Source organism: Microbacterium sp. SLBN-154, assembly GCF_006715565.1.
Taxonomy (GTDB): Bacteria; Actinomycetota; Actinomycetes; order Actinomycetales; family Microbacteriaceae; genus Microbacterium.
This window is the reverse complement of record NZ_VFNL01000001.1, coordinates 2,323,534-2,342,198: the sequence shown is the minus strand read 5'-3', so window position 1 is coordinate 2,342,198 and position 18,665 is coordinate 2,323,534. Positions and strand designations below refer to the sequence as shown.

Annotated in this window: 18 protein-coding genes; 16 read left to right on the top strand and 2 right to left on the bottom strand. The window is 69.0% G+C overall.

Annotation, left to right across the window (positions count from 1 at the left end; all coding sequences use genetic code 11):
• Positions 1-79 precede the first annotated feature (79 nt).
• From glgX to treZ, 3 genes are read left to right on the top strand one after another with little or no spacing between them, the layout of a single operon-like run.
• A complete protein-coding gene (gene glgX, locus FBY40_RS11330; protein WP_141940149.1) occupies positions 80-2,284 on the top strand; it encodes a glycogen debranching protein GlgX in 2,205 nt (734 codons plus the stop codon).
• Positions 2,281-4,719, top strand: coding sequence for a malto-oligosyltrehalose synthase (treY, locus tag FBY40_RS11325; RefSeq protein ID WP_141938763.1), 2,439 nt, complete (start codon positions 2,281-2,283; stop codon positions 4,717-4,719). Before glgX ends, treY begins: the two co-directional genes overlap by 4 nt.
• The gene (gene treZ / locus FBY40_RS11320) at positions 4,716-6,443 is read left to right on the top strand and encodes a malto-oligosyltrehalose trehalohydrolase (protein ID WP_141938760.1); all 1,728 of its coding nucleotides are present in this window, start codon (positions 4,716-4,718) and stop codon (positions 6,441-6,443) included. The genes treY and treZ overlap by 4 nt, the downstream gene beginning before the upstream one ends.
• Before the next feature lie 6 nt (positions 6,444-6,449).
• On the opposite strand, the gene map is transcribed toward treZ, so the two are convergent.
• Positions 6,450-7,232, bottom strand: a complete 783-nt coding sequence (gene map / locus FBY40_RS11315) for a type I methionyl aminopeptidase (protein ID WP_141938758.1) — start codon at positions 7,230-7,232, stop codon at positions 6,450-6,452.
• A gap of 108 nt (positions 7,233-7,340) precedes the next feature.
• Between map and FBY40_RS11310 the strand changes: the two genes are divergently transcribed.
• The 9 genes from FBY40_RS11310 (at position 7,341) to FBY40_RS11270 (ending at position 14,447) form a co-directional block, all read left to right on the top strand.
• On the top strand, positions 7,341-7,829 hold the full coding sequence (locus FBY40_RS11310) for an MFS transporter permease (RefSeq protein WP_141938756.1): 489 nt from the start codon (positions 7,341-7,343) through the stop codon (positions 7,827-7,829).
• 176 nt (positions 7,830-8,005) lie between these two features.
• Complete coding sequence (gene rplS / locus FBY40_RS11305) at positions 8,006-8,353, top strand: 50S ribosomal protein L19 (protein WP_124293414.1); 348 nt, start codon at positions 8,006-8,008, stop codon at positions 8,351-8,353.
• Positions 8,354-8,503: 150 nt separating this feature from the next.
• Positions 8,504-9,265: a signal peptidase I gene (gene lepB, locus FBY40_RS11300; RefSeq protein ID WP_141938754.1), complete on the top strand. Its 762-nt coding sequence runs from the start codon at positions 8,504-8,506 to the stop codon at positions 9,263-9,265.
• Complete coding sequence (locus FBY40_RS11295) at positions 9,262-9,921, top strand: ribonuclease HII (RefSeq protein ID WP_141938752.1); 660 nt, start codon at positions 9,262-9,264, stop codon at positions 9,919-9,921. Before lepB ends, FBY40_RS11295 begins: the two co-directional genes overlap by 4 nt.
• 61 nt (positions 9,922-9,982) lie before the next feature.
• On the top strand, positions 9,983-10,306 hold the full coding sequence (locus FBY40_RS11290) for a DUF2469 family protein (RefSeq protein WP_124293411.1): 324 nt from the start codon (positions 9,983-9,985) through the stop codon (positions 10,304-10,306).
• Between the two features lie 102 nt (positions 10,307-10,408).
• The gene (locus FBY40_RS11285) at positions 10,409-10,771 is read left to right on the top strand and encodes a YraN family protein (RefSeq protein ID WP_141938749.1); all 363 of its coding nucleotides are present in this window, start codon (positions 10,409-10,411) and stop codon (positions 10,769-10,771) included.
• Entirely contained in the window at positions 10,768-12,294 is a 1,527-nt protein-coding gene (locus FBY40_RS11280; RefSeq protein ID WP_141938747.1) for a YifB family Mg chelatase-like AAA ATPase, read from the top strand. The genes FBY40_RS11285 and FBY40_RS11280 overlap by 4 nt, the downstream gene beginning before the upstream one ends.
• A 2-nt stretch (positions 12,295-12,296) precedes the next feature.
• Entirely contained in the window at positions 12,297-13,481 is a 1,185-nt protein-coding gene (gene dprA, locus FBY40_RS11275; RefSeq protein ID WP_141940148.1) for a DNA-processing protein DprA, read from the top strand.
• A gap of 54 nt (positions 13,482-13,535) precedes the next feature.
• Entirely contained in the window at positions 13,536-14,447 is a 912-nt protein-coding gene (locus FBY40_RS11270) for a tyrosine recombinase XerC (RefSeq protein WP_141938744.1), read from the top strand.
• A 12-nt stretch (positions 14,448-14,459) separates the two neighbouring features.
• Here the strand turns inward: FBY40_RS11270 and FBY40_RS11265 are convergent, their stop codons facing one another.
• Entirely contained in the window at positions 14,460-15,026 is a 567-nt protein-coding gene (locus tag FBY40_RS11265; RefSeq protein ID WP_200829979.1) for a M23 family metallopeptidase, read from the bottom strand.
• Between the two features lie 327 nt (positions 15,027-15,353).
• Between FBY40_RS11265 and rpsB the strand changes: the two genes are divergently transcribed.
• The 4 genes from rpsB to frr all read left to right on the top strand — a co-directional run bounded on the left by rpsB (position 15,354) and on the right by frr (position 18,659).
• Positions 15,354-16,289, top strand: a complete 936-nt coding sequence (rpsB, locus tag FBY40_RS11260; protein WP_141938742.1) for a 30S ribosomal protein S2 — start codon at positions 15,354-15,356, stop codon at positions 16,287-16,289.
• 90 nt (positions 16,290-16,379) lie between these two features.
• Entirely contained in the window at positions 16,380-17,207 is an 828-nt protein-coding gene (gene tsf / locus FBY40_RS11255; RefSeq protein WP_141938741.1) for a translation elongation factor Ts, read from the top strand.
• A gap of 86 nt (positions 17,208-17,293) precedes the next feature.
• Entirely contained in the window at positions 17,294-18,013 is a 720-nt protein-coding gene (pyrH, locus tag FBY40_RS11250; protein ID WP_141938739.1) for a UMP kinase, read from the top strand.
• A 91-nt stretch (positions 18,014-18,104) separates the two neighbouring features.
• Entirely contained in the window at positions 18,105-18,659 is a 555-nt protein-coding gene (gene frr, locus FBY40_RS11245) for a ribosome recycling factor (protein ID WP_141940146.1), read from the top strand.
• Positions 18,660-18,665: the final 6 nt, after the last annotated feature.

Below are 18,665 nucleotides of genomic sequence, written 5' to 3'. Positions count from 1 at the left end.
GTCATCCGGCCTCGATATGCTCAGGACCTTCGTAACTGGTCGTGCGGCGTGCGCGCGACCGTGAAAGGACACGATGACGCTGCAGGCTTGGCCGGGGTCGGCGTACCCCCTCGGCGCCACCTTCGACGGGAACGGCACCAATTTCGCCGTCTTCAGTGAGGGAGCGGAACGTGTCGAACTCTGCCTCTTCGACGACGACGGCTCGGAGACCAGGGTGGAGCTGCGCGACGTGGACGCGTTCGTGTGGCACGTGTACCTTCCCAACGTCGGACCGGGGCAGCGATACGGGTATCGCGTCCACGGCCCCTACGACCCGGCGAACGGTCAGCGGTTCAATCCGAGCAAGCTCCTCCTGGACCCGTACGCCAAGGCGGTCGACGGCGAGATCACCTGGGGTCAGTCGGTGTTCTCGTACACCTTCGGCGACCCCGACTCCTTCAACGACGACGACTCCGCCGACGCGATGATGAAGGGGGTCGTGGTCAACCCGTTCTTCGACTGGACCGGAGACCGGCAGCCCAAGACCCCGTACGCCGAGACCCTCATCTACGAGGCCCACGTCAAGGGTCTGACCAAGCTCAACGAGCTGATCCCGGAGGAGCTGCGCGGCACCTACAGCGGCATCGCCCACCCGGCGGTCATCGACCACCTGCTCAAGCTGGGTGTCACCGCGCTCGAACTCATGCCGGTGCATCAGTTCGTCAACGACTCGACCCTCCAGGACAAGGGCTTGGCGAACTACTGGGGCTACAACACCATCGCCTTCCTCGCCCCGCAGAACACCTACGCATCCACAGGTCAGCGGGGTCAGCAGGTGCAGGAGTTCAAGGGCATGGTGCGCGCCCTCCACACCGCGGGCATCGAGGTGATCCTCGACGTGGTGTACAACCACACCGCCGAGGGCAATCACATGGGCCCGACCCTGTCGATGCGCGGCATCGACAATGAGGCGTACTACCGCCTCGAGCAGGACGACAAGCGCTACTACACCGACTACACCGGCACGGGGAACAGCCTGAACGTGGGGAATCCCCACGCGCTCCAGCTGATCATGGACTCCCTGCGGTACTGGGTCCTCGACATGCATGTGGACGGCTTCCGGTTCGATCTGGCCTCGACCCTCGCGAGGGAGTTCTACGACGTCGACCGCCTGGCGACCTTCTTCGAGCTCGTGCAGCAGGATCCGGTGGTCTCGCAGGTCAAGCTCATCGCCGAGCCGTGGGACGTCGGCCCCGGGGGCTACCAGGTGGGCAACTTCCCGCCGCAGTGGACGGAGTGGAACGGGAAGTATCGCGACACCGTCCGGGACTTCTGGCGTGGCGAGCCGCAGGCGCTCGGGGAGTTCGCCTCGCGCCTGACCGGCTCCGCCGATCTCTACGAGCACTCAGGCCGGCGCCCGGTCGCCTCGATCAACTTCGTCACCGCTCACGATGGCTTCACGCTGCGCGACCTGGTGTCGTACAACGAGAAGCACAACGACGCCAACGGCGAGGACAACAACGACGGCGAATCGCACAACCGCTCGTACAACCACGGCGTCGAGGGTCCCACCGACGACCCGGAGGTTCTGACGCTGCGGGCGCGCCAGCAGCGGAATTTCATCGCCACGCTGATGCTCAGCCAGGGCGTGCCGATGCTTCTGCACGGTGACGAGCTCGGACGGACCCAGCAGGGGAACAACAACGGATACGCGCAGGACAACGAGCTGACCTGGATGCACTGGGACACGGTCGACCAGCCGCTGCTGGAGTTCACCGCGGCGCTCGCGCGACTGCGGCGCGATCACCCGACGTTCCGACGGAGCCGGTTCTTCAACGGCCGTCCGGTGCGGCGCGAGGAGCGCAATCGCATCCCCGACATCGTGTGGCTCCGCCCCGACGGCTCGGAGATGCAGCCCGAGGACTGGGACTCCGGTTTCGGTCGCGCCATCGGCGTCTTCCTCAACGGCAACGGGATCCGCGAGCGCGATCGGCGGGGAGAGCCCATCTCGGACAAGCACTTCATCATCCTGTTCAACGCCGGCGACGAAGAGGTGGACTTCCACCTGCCCGCTGTCGAGTTCAGCCCGAAGTGGGACACCGTGGTCGACACAGCCGGACAGCGTGCCGACTCCGCGCCTCTCGTCCCGGGCGAGTCGGTGCCCCTTGCCGCGAAATCACTGATGGTGCTGTGCGAACACGAGGTCCCCGAGCCCGAGGTCGACCACTCGGTGGCGGCGTCGCTGGTCCTTCTGGCCGATTCCGACGTGCCGCAGACGCCGCCGAAGGCCGAGGCGGGGCGGTGAGCTCGGCGGCGGTTCCTCCTGCTGCGCCGGACCGTCGGCACCCCGAATCGACCTATCGCCTGCAGATCCGGCGTTCCTTCGATCTCGATGACGCCGCAGGCGTAGTGGACTACCTGCGCGACCTCGGGGTGTCGTGGGCCTATCTGTCGCCGCTTCTCGCGGCCACCTCGGGGTCGGACCACGGATACGACGTGGTCGATGTGTCCCGGGTCGACCCCGAGCGCGGCGGCCCGGAGGCGCTGTCGAGGTTCGCGTCCGCCGCGCGGGATGCCGACCTCGGCATCCTGGTCGACATCGTCCCCAACCACATGGGGATCTCCGCGCCAGCCGAGAACGGGTGGTGGTGGGACGTGCTCCTGCGGGGCCGCGACTCGGTCCACGCCGACGCGTTCGACATCGACTGGGACTTCGGTGGCGGCCGGGTCCTCGTCCCCATCCTCGGCGGCGACGTCGACGAGGTCGTCGAGAAAGGCGAGATCACCGTGTCTCCCGGGAGCGACGACCCGGCTCTGTTCCCCTTCGGCGCGCTGCGGTACTTCGAGCACGCCTTCCCCCTCGCGCAGGGTTCGGCGCCCGATGCCGAGTCGTCGGACCCGACGGTGGTCCGCCAGGTGCTGTCCCGCCAGCACTACCGCTTGGCGTTCTGGCGCACGGAGGCGGATGATCTGAACTACCGCCGGTTCTTCGCCGTGACCACCCTCGCCGGTGTCCGCGTCGAAGTGCCGGAGATCTTCGAAGCCACGCACGCCGAGATCCTGCGCTGGCTGCGCGAGGGGCTCGCCGACGGTCTGCGCGTCGACCATCCGGATGGGCTGCTCGACCCCGGGGCGTACCTGGAGCAGCTGGCCGAGGCGGCTCGTGCAGCGCGCGGCGCGCCGACGCACGTGCTCGTGGAGAAGATCCTCGAGCACGGCGAGGATCTTCCCCCGTGGTGGCGCACCGCCGGCACGACGGGATACGACGCCCTGGGCGAGATCGACCGGCTCTTCGTCGACCCCGACGGCGAGGGCCCCCTCGACGACCTCGACGCGGAGCTCCGGGCCGAGACCGGCGTGGCGGGAGGCGGCTGGACCGATCTCATCCACACCACCAAGCGGATGATCGGCGACACGATACAGCGCGCCGAGATCGCGCGACTGGTACGGTGCCTGCCTGCGCCGGTCGAGGAGGCCGCCGATGCGTTCGCCGAACTCCTCGCCTGCTTCCCCGTCTACCGGTCGTACCTTCCGGCGGGTGAGGAGCACCTCACCCGCGCGACGGCTGAGGCCACGCGGCGCCGCCCGGACCTCTCACCCAGCCTCGAGGCGCTGCGCGTGATCCTGCGCGATCCGACGCTGGAGGTCTCCCGTCGTTTCCAGCAGACGACCGGCCCCGTGATGGCGAAAGGCGTCGAGGACACAGCCTTCTACCGGTTCACACGCCTGGGCTCCCTCACCGAGGTGGGCGGGGACCCCGCGGTCTTCTCGATGACGCCGACGGAGTTCCACCGGGCGCAGCAACGACGTCTCGCTGCCTGGCCGCATGCGATGACGGCGCTGTCGACCCACGACACCAAGCGCGGCGAGGACGTCCGCGCCCGGCTGAACGTGCTCGCCGAGATCCCCGCGCGCTGGGCTGAGGTGCTGGAGCGCCTTCGCGCGGTGGCGACCACGGGTCACGGACCGTTCGATGCCCTTCTCTGGCAGGCGGTCATCGGAGCGTGGCCCGCCTCCCCGGATCGTCTGCACGCGTACGCCGAGAAGGCCGCCCGTGAGGCGGCGGAGTCGACGGGGTGGTGGGACCCCGACGAGGATTTCGAGGAAGGGATGCATGCGCTCGTCGAAGCCGCGTCGGCAGAGGCGCGCCCGCTGATCGAGGACTTCGTCGCCGAGATCTCGGCGTTCGGGTGGAGCAATTCCCTCGGTGCGAAGCTGGTGCAGCTCACCGCGCCGGGTTCGCCCGACGTCTACCAGGGGTCCGAGCTGTGGGAGACCTCGCTGGTCGATCCCGACAACCGTCGCCCGGTGGACTTCGCCCTGCGCCGACAGATGCTGAGGGATCTCGACGCCGCGTTCGCCCGTGGGGATCTGCCGCCGGTCGACGCGACGGCCCGGGCCAAGATGCTGGTGACCTCACGCGCACTGCGCCTCCGCCGCGACCGACCCGACCTGTTCACCGTCCATCGCCCGGTCACCGTGATCGGTGAGGCGTCCGAACACGCCGTCGCGTTCGACCGCGGCGGGGCGACGACCGTCGTCACGCGGCTGCCGGCCGGGCTCGCCCGTCGGGGCGGCTGGGGCGGGACGGCCATCCTGCTTCCGTCGCGGGACGTCGTCGACGCGCTGACGGGACGACGGTTCGGCGGCGGAGAGATTCCGCTGTCACGAATTCTGCAGACCTATCCGGTTGCGCTCCTGATCGACGCCGACCGGATCGAGGAAGGAACACTCCGATGATGGAACTGTGGGCCCCGCGGGCCACCCGTGTCCGGCTGCGGCATGCCGGGGGAGACCTCGAGATGCGGGAAGAGGCAGACGGCTGGTGGCGCGGCGAGGTGACCCTGGCCGACGGTGACCGGTACGGCTTCGTCCTCGATGACGGCGACACCGTGCGTCCTGATCCCCGCTCACGCCGACAGCCCGACGGCGTGCATGAGACCTCCTGCTGGTTCGATGCCGACGGCTACGAGTGGAGCGACCACGCGTGGACGGGACGCCAGCTCGCAGGCGGCATCGTCTACGAACTGCATGTGGGAACCTTCACTCCCGAGGGGAGTCTGGAGGCGGCCACCTCGCGCCTCGACCATCTGGTCGATCTCGGCGTCACGCACGTCGAGCTCCTCCCGGTGAACGGGTTCAACGGCGTCTGGAACTGGGGCTACGACGGCGTGCTGTGGTACACCGTGCACGAGGCCTACGGCGGCCCCGCGGCCTACCAGCGGTTCGTCGATGCCTGCCATGGACGCGGTCTCGCCGTCATCCAGGATGTCGTCTACAACCATCTGGGCCCGAGTGGGAACTATCTGCCGGAATATGGCCCGTACCTCCGCGACGCCGAACGCAACACATGGGGTTCGTCGGTGAACCTCGACGAGCCGGCCGTGCGCGCCTTCATCGTGGAGAACGCGCTGATGTGGATGCGGGACTATCACGTCGACGGTCTGCGTCTGGACGCCGTCCACGCGCTGCTCGACCGCACCGATCGGCACATCCTGCAGGAGATCGCCGAGGAGACCGATCGGCTCAGCGCCCACGTGGGGCGTCCCCTGACCCTGATCGCCGAATCCGACATGAATGATGCGACTCTCATCTCCGCTCGCGAGGCCGGGGGCTATGGCCTCACCGCGCAGTGGAGCGACGACTACCACCATGCCCTGCACGTCGCCCTCACCGGCGAGACCGTGGGGTATTACGCCGATTTCGCCCCTCTCTCCGCCCTGGTGAAGGCCGCGACCCGGGGCTTCTTCCACGATGGGACGTGGTCGTCGTTCCGCGGGCGGGAACACGGCCGGCCCATCGATCCGCGCATCCCGACGTGGCGTCTGGTGACCTACAGCCAGGACCACGATCAGATCGGCAACCGCGCTGCCGGCGACCGGCTCTCCCAGACGCTGGACGACGGGGGCCTGCGCATCGGCGCGGTGCTCACGCTGCTCGCGCCCTTCACCCCCATGCTCTTCATGGGTGAGGAGTGGGCGGCGAGCACCCCGTGGCAATTCTTCACGTCGCATCCCGAGCCCGAGCTGGCCAAGGCGACTGCCGACGGTCGACTGGCGGAGTTCGCCGCCATGGGGTGGGACGAATCCGTCGTCCCCGATCCGCAGGATCCGGCCACCTTCGAGAGGTCGCACCTCGACTGGTCCGAGGCGACATCCGACGCCGCCGATCCCCGTCACCGGCGCACCTTGGAGCTCTACCGGCGGCTCGCGCAGCTGCGTCGAGAGCTTCCCGACCTCACCGACCCCGACTTCGCGGCACTGTCCGCCGAGGCCGATGAGGATGCCCGCACGTTCGTGCTGCGTCGCGGTGACGTCGACGTGCTGGTCAATTTCGGCACCGACGCGGCGACGCTTCGGATGAGAGATGCGTCGCGGGTGCTGCTGACGACGGATGACGCGGTGTCGGCGGATGACGGGCGGATCACCCTGCCCGGGCGAAGTGCCGCGGTGACGACGCTCTGAGGGCGTTCAGTCAACCCCGAGGAAGCTCCGGTCGGTGAGGACGACCGGACCGCCCTCGGTGATGGCGACGGTGTGCTCGGAGTGCGCGCCACGTGAGCCGTCGGCGCTGCGGAGGGTCCAGCCGTCGGGATCGGTGATCAGCTTGTCCGTGGAGGCGAGGAACCAGGGTTCCAGGGCGAGGACGAGGCCGGCACGAAGCGGGTAGCCGCGGCCCGCCTTGCCGTCGTTGGGCACGTGCGGGTCGCCGTGCATCGTCCGGCCGACTCCGTGCCCACCGAAATCGGTGTTGATGAGGTAGCCGTCCGCACGAGCCACCGCGGCGATCGCGGCGGAGATGTCGCCGATGCGCTGGCCGGTCTGTGCCGCGTCGATGGCGGCGGACAGGGCGCGCTGGGTCGTGTCGATGAGCGCGAGGTCTTCGTCGCGGGGCGTGCCGACGACGAACGAGACCGCGGAGTCGGCCACCCACCCGTCCACGGCGACCGCGAAGTCCAGCGACACCAGGTCGCCGTCACGAAGCGCGTAATCGAAAGGCAGTCCGTGGAGCACGGCATCGTTGATCGAGGTGCACAGCACCTTCCCGAAGGGCGAGGCGCCGAAAGACGGGTGGTAGTCGATGTAGCAGGACTCCGCTCCCGCCCGACGGATCATCTCGTGCGCCCGCTGATCGAGCGCGAGGAGATTCGTTCCCACCCTCGCATCGTCGCGGAGGGTCGCAAGGACCTCCGCCACGAATCGGCCGGCAGGCCTCATCGTCTCGATCTCGGCCGGGGTGCGCAGCTCGATCATTCATTTCCTTCCGTCATCCTCCATTCTCGCGGAGTGCGCGCTGAGAGATGGCCGTCCGGCGTGCGGGACACCCTGCCCGTCGCTTCGGGACGGGCGTAGCATCGGTTCATGGTTCTCCGACGCGCGGTCTACCGGTGGCTGTTCCCGGCGGCGTTCATCCTGCCGCTCTGGCTGCTCGTCGGCTGGGGCGTGTTCAACGCAGGAGGGTGGGCCTTCCTCTGGGTGCTGCTCCTGGGCATCCCGTCGGTCTTCATCGGGCAGATCGTGTTGACGCTGCTCGTCCGAGCCCGGGGCACGGTGCGCGCGGAACGCGCGGTGTCGTGGCTGGATGTCGGAGGCTTCGCAATCCTGCACGCGCTGACGGTGTCGCTCGGGTTCTTCGGCACCTGGTGGTGGGGTGGGGCGTTCGGCGTGACCATCGCCGTCGCTCTGGCGTTGTTCTGGGCGCAGCTGTGGCAATTGTGGCGCGAAGCCCGGCCCGCCGGGCTCGTGGCATTCCGGACGTCGTCCTCCGCCTACCTCGGCGAAGGATCGAGGTCGACGCGGCCACGACCGTCCGACGTCGTCGTCATCGAGGAGCGCAGCGACCTGCGTTGACCCTGGCCAGCACCGTTTTTGTCGGGGTCGCGATCCATGGCAGAATGGCTGTTTGTGCCCTGCACGGCTCTGCCTCAGGGGAGCACGCCGTCTGCTCCAGTTCGCGGACGGTTCGGGCACACCATCCCGTCATCGTGACGCGGTCGACCTGTGGCGGCCGCAGGAAGTGATCCCTCATGCAGATCCTCGATTCCGTCGACGCAGCATCGCTGCGCTCCGACATCCCCGATTTCGGCCCCGGTGACACCGTCAAGGTGCACGTCAACATCACCGAGGGCAACCGCTCGCGCATCCAGATCTTCCAGGGCGTCGTCATCGGCCGCTCCGGCGACGGCATCCGCGAGACCTTCACCGTGCGGAAGATCAGCTTCCAGGTCGGTGTGGAGCGTACGTTCCCGGTCCACAGCCCGGTGATCGACCACATCGAGGTCGTCACCCGCGGTGACGTGCGCCGCGCGAAGCTGTACTACCTTCGCGCCCTCCGTGGCAAGAAGGCCAAGATCAAGGAGAAGCGCGACAGCTGAGCGCGCTGAACCCCGAACGCCCCGGTGATCACCGGGGCGTTCGTCGTTCCGGGGGAATTCCCCGCGACGGCAGACCGTCGACTCCGCGCGAGTATGTCACCCTGGTAGGACGCCGCACCGACCGGGGCGGGAGGCCCCGAGAAGGATCCGATGACCACCGAGCAACACGCGACGGCCGACCGCTTCCCCTCCCGCAGGTCACAGCCCGAGGGTCGCAAGCGGGGGTGGGGCACCTTCCTCCGGGACGTCCTGATCATCGTCCTGATCGCGCTCGTGGTGTCCTTCCTCGTCAAGACCTTCGTCGTCCGGTCGTTCTACATCCCGTCGGGGTCGATGGAGAACACCCTCAACGTCAATGACCGCATCCTCGTCGACGAGCTGACGCCGCGGTTCGGGGGATACGAACGAGGCGACATCGTGGTGTTCCGCGATCCGGGTGGGTGGCTGCCTCCCTCGGAGACACCGAGCCGTGGCCCGTTCGTCGACGGTGTGGAGTGGGTGTTGTCCCTCATCGGTCTCGCTGCACCGGACAGCGACGACCACCTCGTCAAGCGGATCATCGGACTTCCGGGAGATCACGTGGTGTGCTGCAACACCCTCGGGCAGATCACGATCAACGACGTCCCCATCGATGAGACGGACTACCTCAAGCTCCCCGGCGGGGTCAGCAGGGCGTCGGCCGAGGACTTCGATGTCACCGTGCCCGAGGACCGTCTCTGGGTGCTCGGAGACAACCGCAACAGCTCGCGGGACTCCCGCTTCAACCAAGACCAGCCGGGCGAGGGCTTCGTTCCGCTCGAGAACGTCGTGGGCCGCGCGTTCCTCACCACGTGGCCGTTGTCCCGGTTCGGGCTGCTGGACTTCCACCACGAGGTCTTCGCGGGGGTTCCGGAGCCTGCCGACCAGCCGTGACCGTGATCGAACCGCGCCTCACCCTCGAACGACGACTGCTCCGCGAGCATCCCGTCGTCATCGCCTGCGATGAGGTCGGACGCGGGGCTCTGGCGGGGCCGGTGGCCGTGGGAGCGGTCGCCGTCGACGCGCCGCGATCGCGCAAGCGCGTGCCGCAGGGCCTGCGTGATTCCAAACTCGTGCCCGAGCACCATCGACCGGCCGTTGCGGCGAGAGCGGCCTCCTGGGTGGCCGCCAGCGCCGTCGGATGGGCCTCGGCCGATGAGATCGACGAGATCGGCATCATGCGCGCTCTGGGCCTTGCCACGATCCGCGCGCTGGCGGATCTGCGCGCTCACGGCGTGGACGCCTCGGAGGCGATCGTGATCCTCGACGGGAACTACGACTACATCACCCCGGCCGGTGCCAGGGATCTGCGGATACGGCCGGTGATCAAGGCCGATCGCGACTGCGCCAGCGCCGCGGCGGCGTCCGTCATCGCGAAAGTCGCGCGCGACACCCTGATGACGGGGTTGCACGACGAGTCGCCCGCGTATCAGTGGTCTCGCAACAAGGGATACGCCAGTCCCGAGCATCGGGCGGCGATCCGCTCCCATGGTCTGAGCAGGCACCACCGGTCGTCGTGGTCGATCGCCGACGCACCGACGCTGTTCTGACGCCGTCGCGGCCGACCGTCGGGGCGTGGATGCGCCGTGGGCGATCTAGAGTGGACTCACCATGGACGACGAGGTATTCGAAGACTACGACCGCGAGCTCGAGCTGGCACTGTACCGCGAGTACCGCGATGTCGTGGGTCAGTTCGCGTACGTGATCGAGACGGAACGGCGGTTCTACCTCGCCAATGAGGTCAACGTCGTGCGCCGCGACACCGAGCACGACTTCTACTTCGAGATCACGATGAACGACGTCTGGGTGTGGGACATCTACCGCGCCGATCGGTTCGTCAAGGCCGTGCGGGTGCTGACCTTCAAGGACGTCAACGTCGAGGAGCTCTCCCGACGCGACTTCCAGCTTCCTGAGGAACTCTCGCTCGACAGCTGACGCGCCCGCGTCCTCTCCTGCACAGCGGGTCCACTTCGTGCTGTGTGCACGGATGCGGGGAAGCGGCCGCCATGGGATGCCGCGACCGATCACGATCGGACCATGGCAGTCAAGGACGAGGTCGGCAGAGCCGGCGAAGAGCGCGCAGCGGCGTATCTCCAGGAGCAGGGATGGCGGGTGATCGCCCGCAACTGGCGGTGCACCGGCGGCGAGATCGACCTCGTCGCCGAGGACGGGAGTGACCTCGTCGTCGTCGAGGTCAAGACCCGGCGCGGCGAGGACTTCGGCCATCCCCTCGAAGCGGTGGACACCCGCAAGCGCATGCGGCTGTGGCGCCTGGCGATGGCGTGGATCGCGGCTCACCCGGAATCCGCCCAGGGGCGCCGACTGAGGCTCGATGCGGTGTCGGTCCTGGGTCCCGATCCTCGGACCGCGTCGATCGAGCATCTGCGGGATCTGCGGTGACCGTCGTCCGCACCCGGGCCGTCGCCTTGACGGGCTTGGACGGAGCACTCGTCGAGGTCGAAGCCGACCTCTCGCAGCAGACTCCCGATTTCCGGATCATCGGCTTGCCCGACAAGGCGCTCGGAGAGGCCGTCCAGCGGGTCCACAACGCCTGCGCCAACAACGGGCTGACGCTTCCGCGACGCAGGCTCACCGTCAATCTGTCGCCCGCGAGCCTGCCCAAGAACGGATCCGGGTTCGATGTCGCGATCGCGGTCGCAGCCATCGCCACCGAGCTCCCTCTCGCGCGGGAGTCGCTCGACGCCACGGTCCACATCGGCGAACTCGGTCTGGACGGACGGCTCCGCCCGGTGCCCGGAGTCCTTCCCGCCGTGCTCGCCGCGGCCCGAAAGGGCATTCGTCGCGCGGTGGTGCCGCATGCCAACCGCGAGGAGGCTCAGCTGGTGACCGGCGTGGAGGTGCTCGGCGCCGTCAACATCGCCGAGGTGGTGGCCTTCCACGGCGGATCCGTCGAAGTGCCCGAGCAGTCTGCCGTTCCGGCGGCGCGGCCTGAGGAGATGACGGGGGAGGCGCTGGAGCTTGCGGACGTGGTGGGTCAGCCCGAAGCGGTGACAGCCCTCATCGTCGCGGCCGCGGGTGGCCACCACATCCTGATGAGCGGGCCTCCGGGGGCGGGCAAGACGATGCTGGCGCGGCGTCTCCCCGGCATCCTGCCCCCGCTCGACGAGGAGGCTGCCCTCCTGGCGGCCTCCGTCCGGTCGCTCGGCGGTCAGGCCGTCTCGGCTCTTCATCGGACTCCGCCCTTCGAAGCCCCTCACCACAGCGCGAGCGTGGCTGCGCTCGTCGGCGGAGGATCGCGGATCATCCGGCCGGGAGCGATCGCGCGCGCGGCGACCGGCATCCTGTTCCTCGACGAGGCGGGGGAGTTTCCTGCGCACGCCTTGGACGCGCTGCGCCAGCCCTTGGAGAGCGGCCGGATCACCATTCACCGGGCCGGGGCGGTCGCCGAGTTCCCGGCGCGATTCCAGCTCGTGGCTGCCACCAACCCCTGCCCGTGCGGACAGTTCGCCGTGCCGGGCGGAGCGTGCGTCTGTCCGCCGATCGCCATCCGCCGCTACCTCGGCCGACTGTCGGGCCCTCTGCTCGACCGCATCGACATCGAGCTGTCCATGCGTCGCGTGGCGGTCGCGCCCGGACAGGGCGACGCCGGCGGCACCACCACCGCCGACGCGCACGCGCAGGTGCGCGAGGCGCGGGCACGAGCCGCGCACCGCCTCAGCGATACCCCGTGGCGTACGAATGCCGACGTGTCGGGGAGCTGGCTCCGTCGGGGGCCGGCGGCACCGTCGCCGATCATCCGCCGGCCCCTGGATGCCGCGCTCCACCGCGGAGCGCTCACTCTGCGCGGGTACGACCGGGTCCTCCGGGTCGCCTGGACACTGGCAGATCTCGGCGGTCGCCCGCAACTGAGCGTCGAAGACATCGGGCGTGCCCTGTTCCTGAAGAAGGGGGTGATCGCGTGAGCATGCGGCCGGAGCCCTCCGACAGCGCGAGGCGCGAGCTGCAGAATGTCCGCGGTGCGGCGTGGTCCGACTCCGACGAAGCCGACGTCTGGGCGCGGGTGGCCTGGAACCTTCTCACCGAACCCGGTGACGGCGCCGCCGGCCACCTCATCGCGGAGTACGGCGCCCTCCGGGCGCTCGAAATGGTCGTGAGCGCAGGCCCCGCTCCCGCGCATCTCGCCGCGCATGTGGAGCGTGGCCGGGAGCGCTGGATGCCGCGGTGGCGGCCGGAGGGTATCGCCGAGGCGTGTGCGGCCGCGGCGCGCGCCGGTGTGCAACTCCTCGTCCCCGGCGATCCGTCCTGGCCCACGGCGGTGGACGACCTCGGGTCGCACCGGCCCGTGTGTCTCTGGGTGCGTGGAAGCGTCGCGCTGTTGCGGCCGGCGGGCGCCGCCGTCGCGCTGGTCGGCGCGCGGGCGGCGACCGCGTACGGCGAGCATGTCGCAGGAGAGCTCGCCGCCGACCTCGCCGCTTCGGGGGCGACGGTGGTCTCGGGGGCGGCCTACGGTATCGACGGCGCCGCTCACCGCGCCGCGCTCACGGTCGGCGGCGCCACCGTGGCATTCCTCGCCGGCGGCGCGGATCGCGCGTACCCGACAGGGCACAGTCATCTGATCGATCGGATCGCCGGCTCGGGCGCGATCATCAGCGAAGCCCCATGCGGGGCGGCGCCGACGAAGTGGCGGTTCCTCCAGAGAAACCGGCTGATCGCGGCGATGTCCGATGCGACCGTCGTCGTCGAGGCAGGATGGCGAAGCGGCTCGCTCAACACGGCCGGTCATGCCGCATCCTTGGGAAGGCCGCTCGGCGCGGTACCCGGGCCGATCACGAGCACCGCCTCGGCGGGGTGTCATCGGCTCATGCGGGAGTACGACGCGCGCTGCATCACCTCCGCGGATGATGTCCGCGAGCTCCTCGGCTGGGAGGACGGGACGCTGCTTGCGGCGGTGAGCGGGGACCGCACCGATCGGACCACTCGCGTCATCGACGCGCTCAGCGTGCGAACGGAGAAGGATCTCGCCCAGATCGCGCGTTCCGCCGGCCTCGCGCCTGCCGAGGTCGAGGCGGAGCTCGGGATCCTCGCACTCTCCGGAGGCGTGGAGCGCGGCATGGTCGGCTGGCGCCGGGTGCCGTCCTGGACGAGATGAGCGCTCCGCCGCGCGGCGGCGCACTGACGCAGACGTATCGGGCATTCTGGGGTGATGCGGCTCTCGGCGGTCATCGAACGCCACCTGGCGCACCTGCGCGACGTCCGGCGGCTGTCGCCGGCGACGGTCCGCGCGTACCGCGCCGATCTGGGTGACCTCGCCGACACGCTCGACGATCCCGACATCGGCGAGATCACCCGCGAGGATCTGCGCGAGTGGCTCTGGCGCGTTCAGCAGAGCGGGGCCTCCCGGGCGACCCTCGCACGACGGGCGGCATCGGCGCGGGGACTCTTCGCGTGGGCGGTGGCCGCCGGCGACGTGTCGACCGACCCCGCTGCCCGCCTTCTCACTCCGAAGCGCGGCCGAACTCTGCCGACCGTGGCTCCCGCCGAGGCTCTCGCCGAGATGCTCGCCGATCTGGGGGCTGCAGCGTCGGAGACCGGCGATGCTCTCGCATTGCGCGACCACGCGATCCTTGAGCTGCTGTACGGGGCAGGCATCCGCGTCTCGGAGCTGTGCGGGCTCGACACCGATGACGTGGATCGCGAACGGCGCACCGTGCGCGTCTGGGGAAAAGGGGCCAAGGAGCGCGTCGTGCCCTTCGGTGGGCCCGCATCCGCGGCGCTGGATGCATGGTTCGTTCGGGCGCGCCCCGTGCTGCTCGCGCGGCAGGCTGATCGAGACCGCGGGCATGCTGCGCTCTTCCTCGGCGCGCGTGGGGCACGGCTCGGTCCGCGGACCGTGTACGACCTCGTGGCGCGCACGGTCGGCCCCCTCGTCGGGCGACCCGTCGGTCCGCATGCCTTGCGGCACAGCGCCGCCACCCACCTCCTCGACGGCGGGGCCGACCTCCGCAGTGTTCAAGAGATCCTCGGTCACGAGAGCCTGGGCACGACGCAGATCTACACGCACGTCTCGCACGAGCGCCTCACCGCGTCCTACCGTCTGGCGCATCCTCGAGCGTGAGCCGCGAACGGCTCAGCAGCACGGGAGGAGGACTGCGCGCGGCACGCCTCCGAGAAGCAGCATCGGGTTGATGTAAGCGCCGTTCCGACGCACGCCGAAGTGGAGCGTGCCGGGCGCGCTGTGTCCGCCCTCGGATAGCATGGCGACGACGTCCCCGCGATCGACCGCGGTGCCCGGTGGGAGAACGCCGGCGGCGGGCTCCAGCGTCGAGACGAATCCCGCCCCGTGGTCGATCGTGACCACCGGACGCCCTGCCACCTGCCCGCTGAAGGCGATCACCCCGTCCGCCGGCGCGACGACTTCCACCGATGACGATGACCCGACCGGGGCGATGTCGATGCCCCGATGGCCTGGCGCGTACTCGTGCGCGGGCGCGATGTACGGGCGGACGAGCCGGAACGGATCCAGGGGCCATCCCCAGGTTCCTGCGAGCGGAAGGGAGACATCGTCGTGCGGAGTGGTCGCGCCGACGGGAGGGAGACCTGCGATCGCGAACGCGAAGCCGAGCACGACGGCCAGCAGGAACGCCGCCTGCCGCCTCGCCTGCGGGGGCCGATGCGACGGCGAACGCGAGGACATGAGCGCAAGGCTCGCCGACTCGCGCCTGCGTCGCGTCGGGCCCGTCTGGATCTGTGGAGTCCTGACCCGTCTCGTCGGGTGGGGAGGAGAGGACGTCGCAGCCATGACGCTGATAGACTTCTCTTCGCACCCCGACATCGGGGTGACTACGCGTGCCCAGAGCGCGCTGCGACGACTTCGGTCTCGCGGTGCGCGGCATCCTTCCCACGGTCTCCCACCCGACATCGTCGCGTGCGAGCGGAAGGCGGTGGGGTACCAGGCAGCACCGGTCGATCGGCCGGGAGGAAAACCGAAACGGCGTGAACGCGCCAGAGAAGGAGAACGGCCATGGCCGTCGTCACCATTCGCCAGCTGCTCGACAGCGGCGTGCACTTCGGACACCAGACCCGTCGGTGGAATCCGAAGGTCAAGCGCTTCATCCTCACCGAGCGCAGCGGCATCCACATCATCGACCTGCAGCAGTCGCTGTCGTACATCGACAAGGCCTACGAGTTCGTCAAGGAGACCGTCGCACACGGCGGGACCGTCCTGTTCGTCGGAACGAAGAAGCAGGCCCAGGAGGTCATCGCCGAGCAGGCGACCCGCGTCGGTCAGCCGTACGTCAACCAGCGCTGGCTGGGCGGACTCCTCACCAACTTCCAGACGGTGTCCAAGCGCCTGGCTCGCATGAAGGAGCTCGAGGAGCTCGACTACGACAACCCGGCGGAGAGCGGCTTCACCAAGAAGGAGCTCCTGCTGAAGAAGCGCGAGCTCGACAAGCTGCACAAGTCCCTCGGCGGCATCCGCAACATGTCCAAGACGCCTTCCGCGATCTGGGTCGTGGACGCCAAGCGTGAGCACCTCGCCGTCGATGAGGCCACCAAGCTCGGCATCCCGATCATCGGCATCCTCGACACCAACGCCGACCCGGACGAGTTCCAGTACCCGATCCCCGGCAACGACGACGCCATCCGCTCGGTGTCGCTGTTGACGCGCATCATCGCCGACGCCGCTGCCGAAGGCCTGATCCAGCGTCACCAGCCCGCAGACGCCGACGAGGCCGCCGAGCCGCTCGCCGAGTGGGAGCGTGAACTCCTGGAGCAGGGCACCACGGTCTCGGGCGCTGCCGACGTGTCGGTCGCCGCGACCGAGACCGCTGCCGACGAGGCCGGTGCCGCCGCAGCCGAGGAGGCCGCCGCCGTCGAGACAGCGGAGACCCCCGAGGCCGCCCAGGAAGCGTCCGACGCCGCCGAGGCCACCGCCGAAGAGGCCGCCGAGAAGTAAGCCGTTGCTCCTCGGGGCGGGGTGGTAATGCCCCGCCCCGAGGAATGCGCATGCACACGACAGCACCCGTCACATAAGGAGCCGCCACCCATGGCAAACTTCACCATCGCTGACATCAAGGCTCTCCGCGAGCAGCTCGGCACCGGAATGGTCGACACCAAGAAGGCCCTCGAGGAGGCCGACGGCGATGTCGAGAAGGCCGTCGAGATCCTGCGCCTGAAGGGCGCGAAGGGTAACGCCAAGCGTGCCGACCGATCCACGAGCGAGGGCCTCATCGCGGCCCGTGAGCAGGACGGCAAGGTCACCATGATCGAGCTCGCCTGCGAGACCGACTTCGTCGCCAAGAACGACCGCTTCGTCGCTCTGGCCGAGAAGGTCGTCGAGGCAGCCGCGACCGCCGGCGCCGACTCCGTCGACGCCGCGCTGGCGGCGCCCGCCGGCGCGCAGACGGTCGCCGAGCTCATCTCGGACGAGGCCGCGATCATCGGCGAGAAGGTCGAGCTGCGTCGCGTGCGGACACTCGCCGGTGACAACTTCGAGGTCTACCTGCACAAGACCAACAAGGACCTGCCCCCGCAGGTCGGAGTCGTCCTGGCCTACTCGGGTGACGACGCCGAGACCGCCCGCAGCCTGGCGCAGCACATCTCCTTCGCCAACCCCTCGTACCTCTCCCGTGACGAGGTTCCCGAGGAGGACGTGGAGAAGGAGCGCCAGATCGTCACGGAGATCTCGCGCAACGAGGGAAAGCCGGAGGCGGCTCTGCCCAAGATCGTCGAGGGACGCGTGAACGCCTTCTTCAAGCAGGTGTCGCTCCTCGACCAGGACTACGCCCGCGACAACAAGCTGTCGGTGGCCCAGGTCGCCAAGGATGCAGGTCTGACCCTGACCGGGTTCGCTCGGTTCAAGGTCGGCGCCTGAGATCGCTGCAGGGCCCGCATCGACCCCTCGTCGGTGCGGGCCCTTTCTCACGCTTCGATAGTCTGCGTTGGACGAGAGGATGATCCGTGATCGATGAGACGAGCCACCGCCGTCGTGTTCTGCTGAAGCTGTCCGGGGAGGCGTTCGGCGGAGGAGCGCTCGGGGTCAATCCCGACATCGTCAGCCAGATCGCCCGCGAGATCGCCGCTGCGGTCGACCGCGTGGAGATCGCCGTCGTGGTCGGCGGCGGAAACTTCTTCCGAGGGGCCGAATTGAGCCAGCGGGGGATGGACCGGGGTCGAGCTGACTACATGGGCATGCTCGGCACCGTGATGAACGCTCTCGCCCTGCAGGATTTCCTGGAGCAGGCGGGTGCCGCCACGCGTGTCCAATCGGCGATCTCGATGACGCAGGTCGCCGAGCCGTACATCCCTCGCCGTGCCGAGCGTCACATGGAGAAGGGCCGCGTCGTCATCTTCGGCGCCGGAGCGGGACTGCCCTACTTCTCTACCGACACCGTCGCAGCCCAGCGCGCCCTCGAGATCGGGGCGGTGGAGGTCCTGGTCGCGAAGAACGGCGTCGACGGCGTCTACACCGCCGACCCGCGGAAGGACGCCACCGCGACACGCATCGATCGCATCACCTACATCGATGCGCTGCAGCGCGGACTGAAGGTCGTGGACTCGACCGCCTTCAGCCTGTGCATGGACAACGGGATGGACATGCGGGTGTTCGGCATGGAGCCGGAGGGCAACGTCACCCGGGCCCTTCTGGGCGAGTCCATCGGCACCCTGGTGACCGTCTGACGACGCCCCCTCCCCGCCACCACGGTGTGCTGCCCCGGGCTGCCCGGGGTCGCGCACTAGACTTCTGATGAGTTCGGAGAATGGAGTTCCTGTGATCGCCGACGTACTGGCAGATGCCGCTTCCCGCATGGACCGTGCGGTCGAGGCCGCGAAGGAGGACTTCGCGACCGTGCGCACCGGCCGCGCCAACCCGCAGCTGTTCCAGAAGATCATGGTCGACTATTACGGTTCGCCCACGCCGCTTGCCCAGCTCGCCTCGTTGAACAACCCTGAGGCTCGCACCCTCGTGGTCACGCCCTACGACAAGTCGGCGCTGAAAGCCATCGAGCAGGCGATCCGCGACACGCCTAACCTCGGCGCCAATCCCACCAACGACGGCAACCTCGTGCGTGTCACGCTGCCCGAGCTGACTCAGGAGCGGCGCAAGGAATTCGTCAAGATCGTCCGTGCCAAGGGTGAGGACGCCAAGGTCCACGTCCGCGGGATCCGCCGCAAGGCCAAGGACGACCTCGACTCGCTCAAGAGCGAGGTCGGCGAGGATGAGATCTCCCGCGGTGAGAAGGAGCTCGACGCTCTGACGCGCACGCACGTCGACGCCATCGATGACGCGCTCAAGCGCAAAGAGGCTGAGCTGCTCGAAGTGTGAGCCGGT

Excerpts from the sequence above, each read along its gene's own strand:
- treZ (WP_141938760.1), top strand. The coding sequence starts at position 4,716 with ATGATGGAACTGTGGGCCCCGCGGGCCACCCGTGTCCGGCTGCGGCAT.
- map (WP_141938758.1), bottom strand. The coding sequence starts at position 7,232 with ATGATCGAGCTGCGCACCCCGGCCGAGATCGAGACGATGAGGCCTGCC.
- FBY40_RS11310 (WP_141938756.1), top strand. The coding sequence starts at position 7,341 with ATGGTTCTCCGACGCGCGGTCTACCGGTGGCTGTTCCCGGCGGCGTTC.
- rplS (WP_124293414.1), top strand. The coding sequence starts at position 8,006 with ATGCAGATCCTCGATTCCGTCGACGCAGCATCGCTGCGCTCCGACATC.
- lepB (WP_141938754.1), top strand. The coding sequence starts at position 8,504 with ATGACCACCGAGCAACACGCGACGGCCGACCGCTTCCCCTCCCGCAGG.
- FBY40_RS11290 (WP_124293411.1), top strand. The coding sequence starts at position 9,983 with ATGGACGACGAGGTATTCGAAGACTACGACCGCGAGCTCGAGCTGGCA.
- FBY40_RS11285 (WP_141938749.1), top strand. The coding sequence starts at position 10,409 with ATGGCAGTCAAGGACGAGGTCGGCAGAGCCGGCGAAGAGCGCGCAGCG.
- dprA (WP_141940148.1), top strand. The coding sequence starts at position 12,297 with ATGCGGCCGGAGCCCTCCGACAGCGCGAGGCGCGAGCTGCAGAATGTC.
- FBY40_RS11270 (WP_141938744.1), top strand. The coding sequence starts at position 13,536 with ATGCGGCTCTCGGCGGTCATCGAACGCCACCTGGCGCACCTGCGCGAC.
- FBY40_RS11265 (WP_200829979.1), bottom strand. The coding sequence starts at position 15,026 with ATGTCCTCGCGTTCGCCGTCGCATCGGCCCCCGCAGGCGAGGCGGCAG.
- rpsB (WP_141938742.1), top strand. The coding sequence starts at position 15,354 with ATGGCCGTCGTCACCATTCGCCAGCTGCTCGACAGCGGCGTGCACTTC.
- tsf (WP_141938741.1), top strand. The coding sequence starts at position 16,380 with ATGGCAAACTTCACCATCGCTGACATCAAGGCTCTCCGCGAGCAGCTC.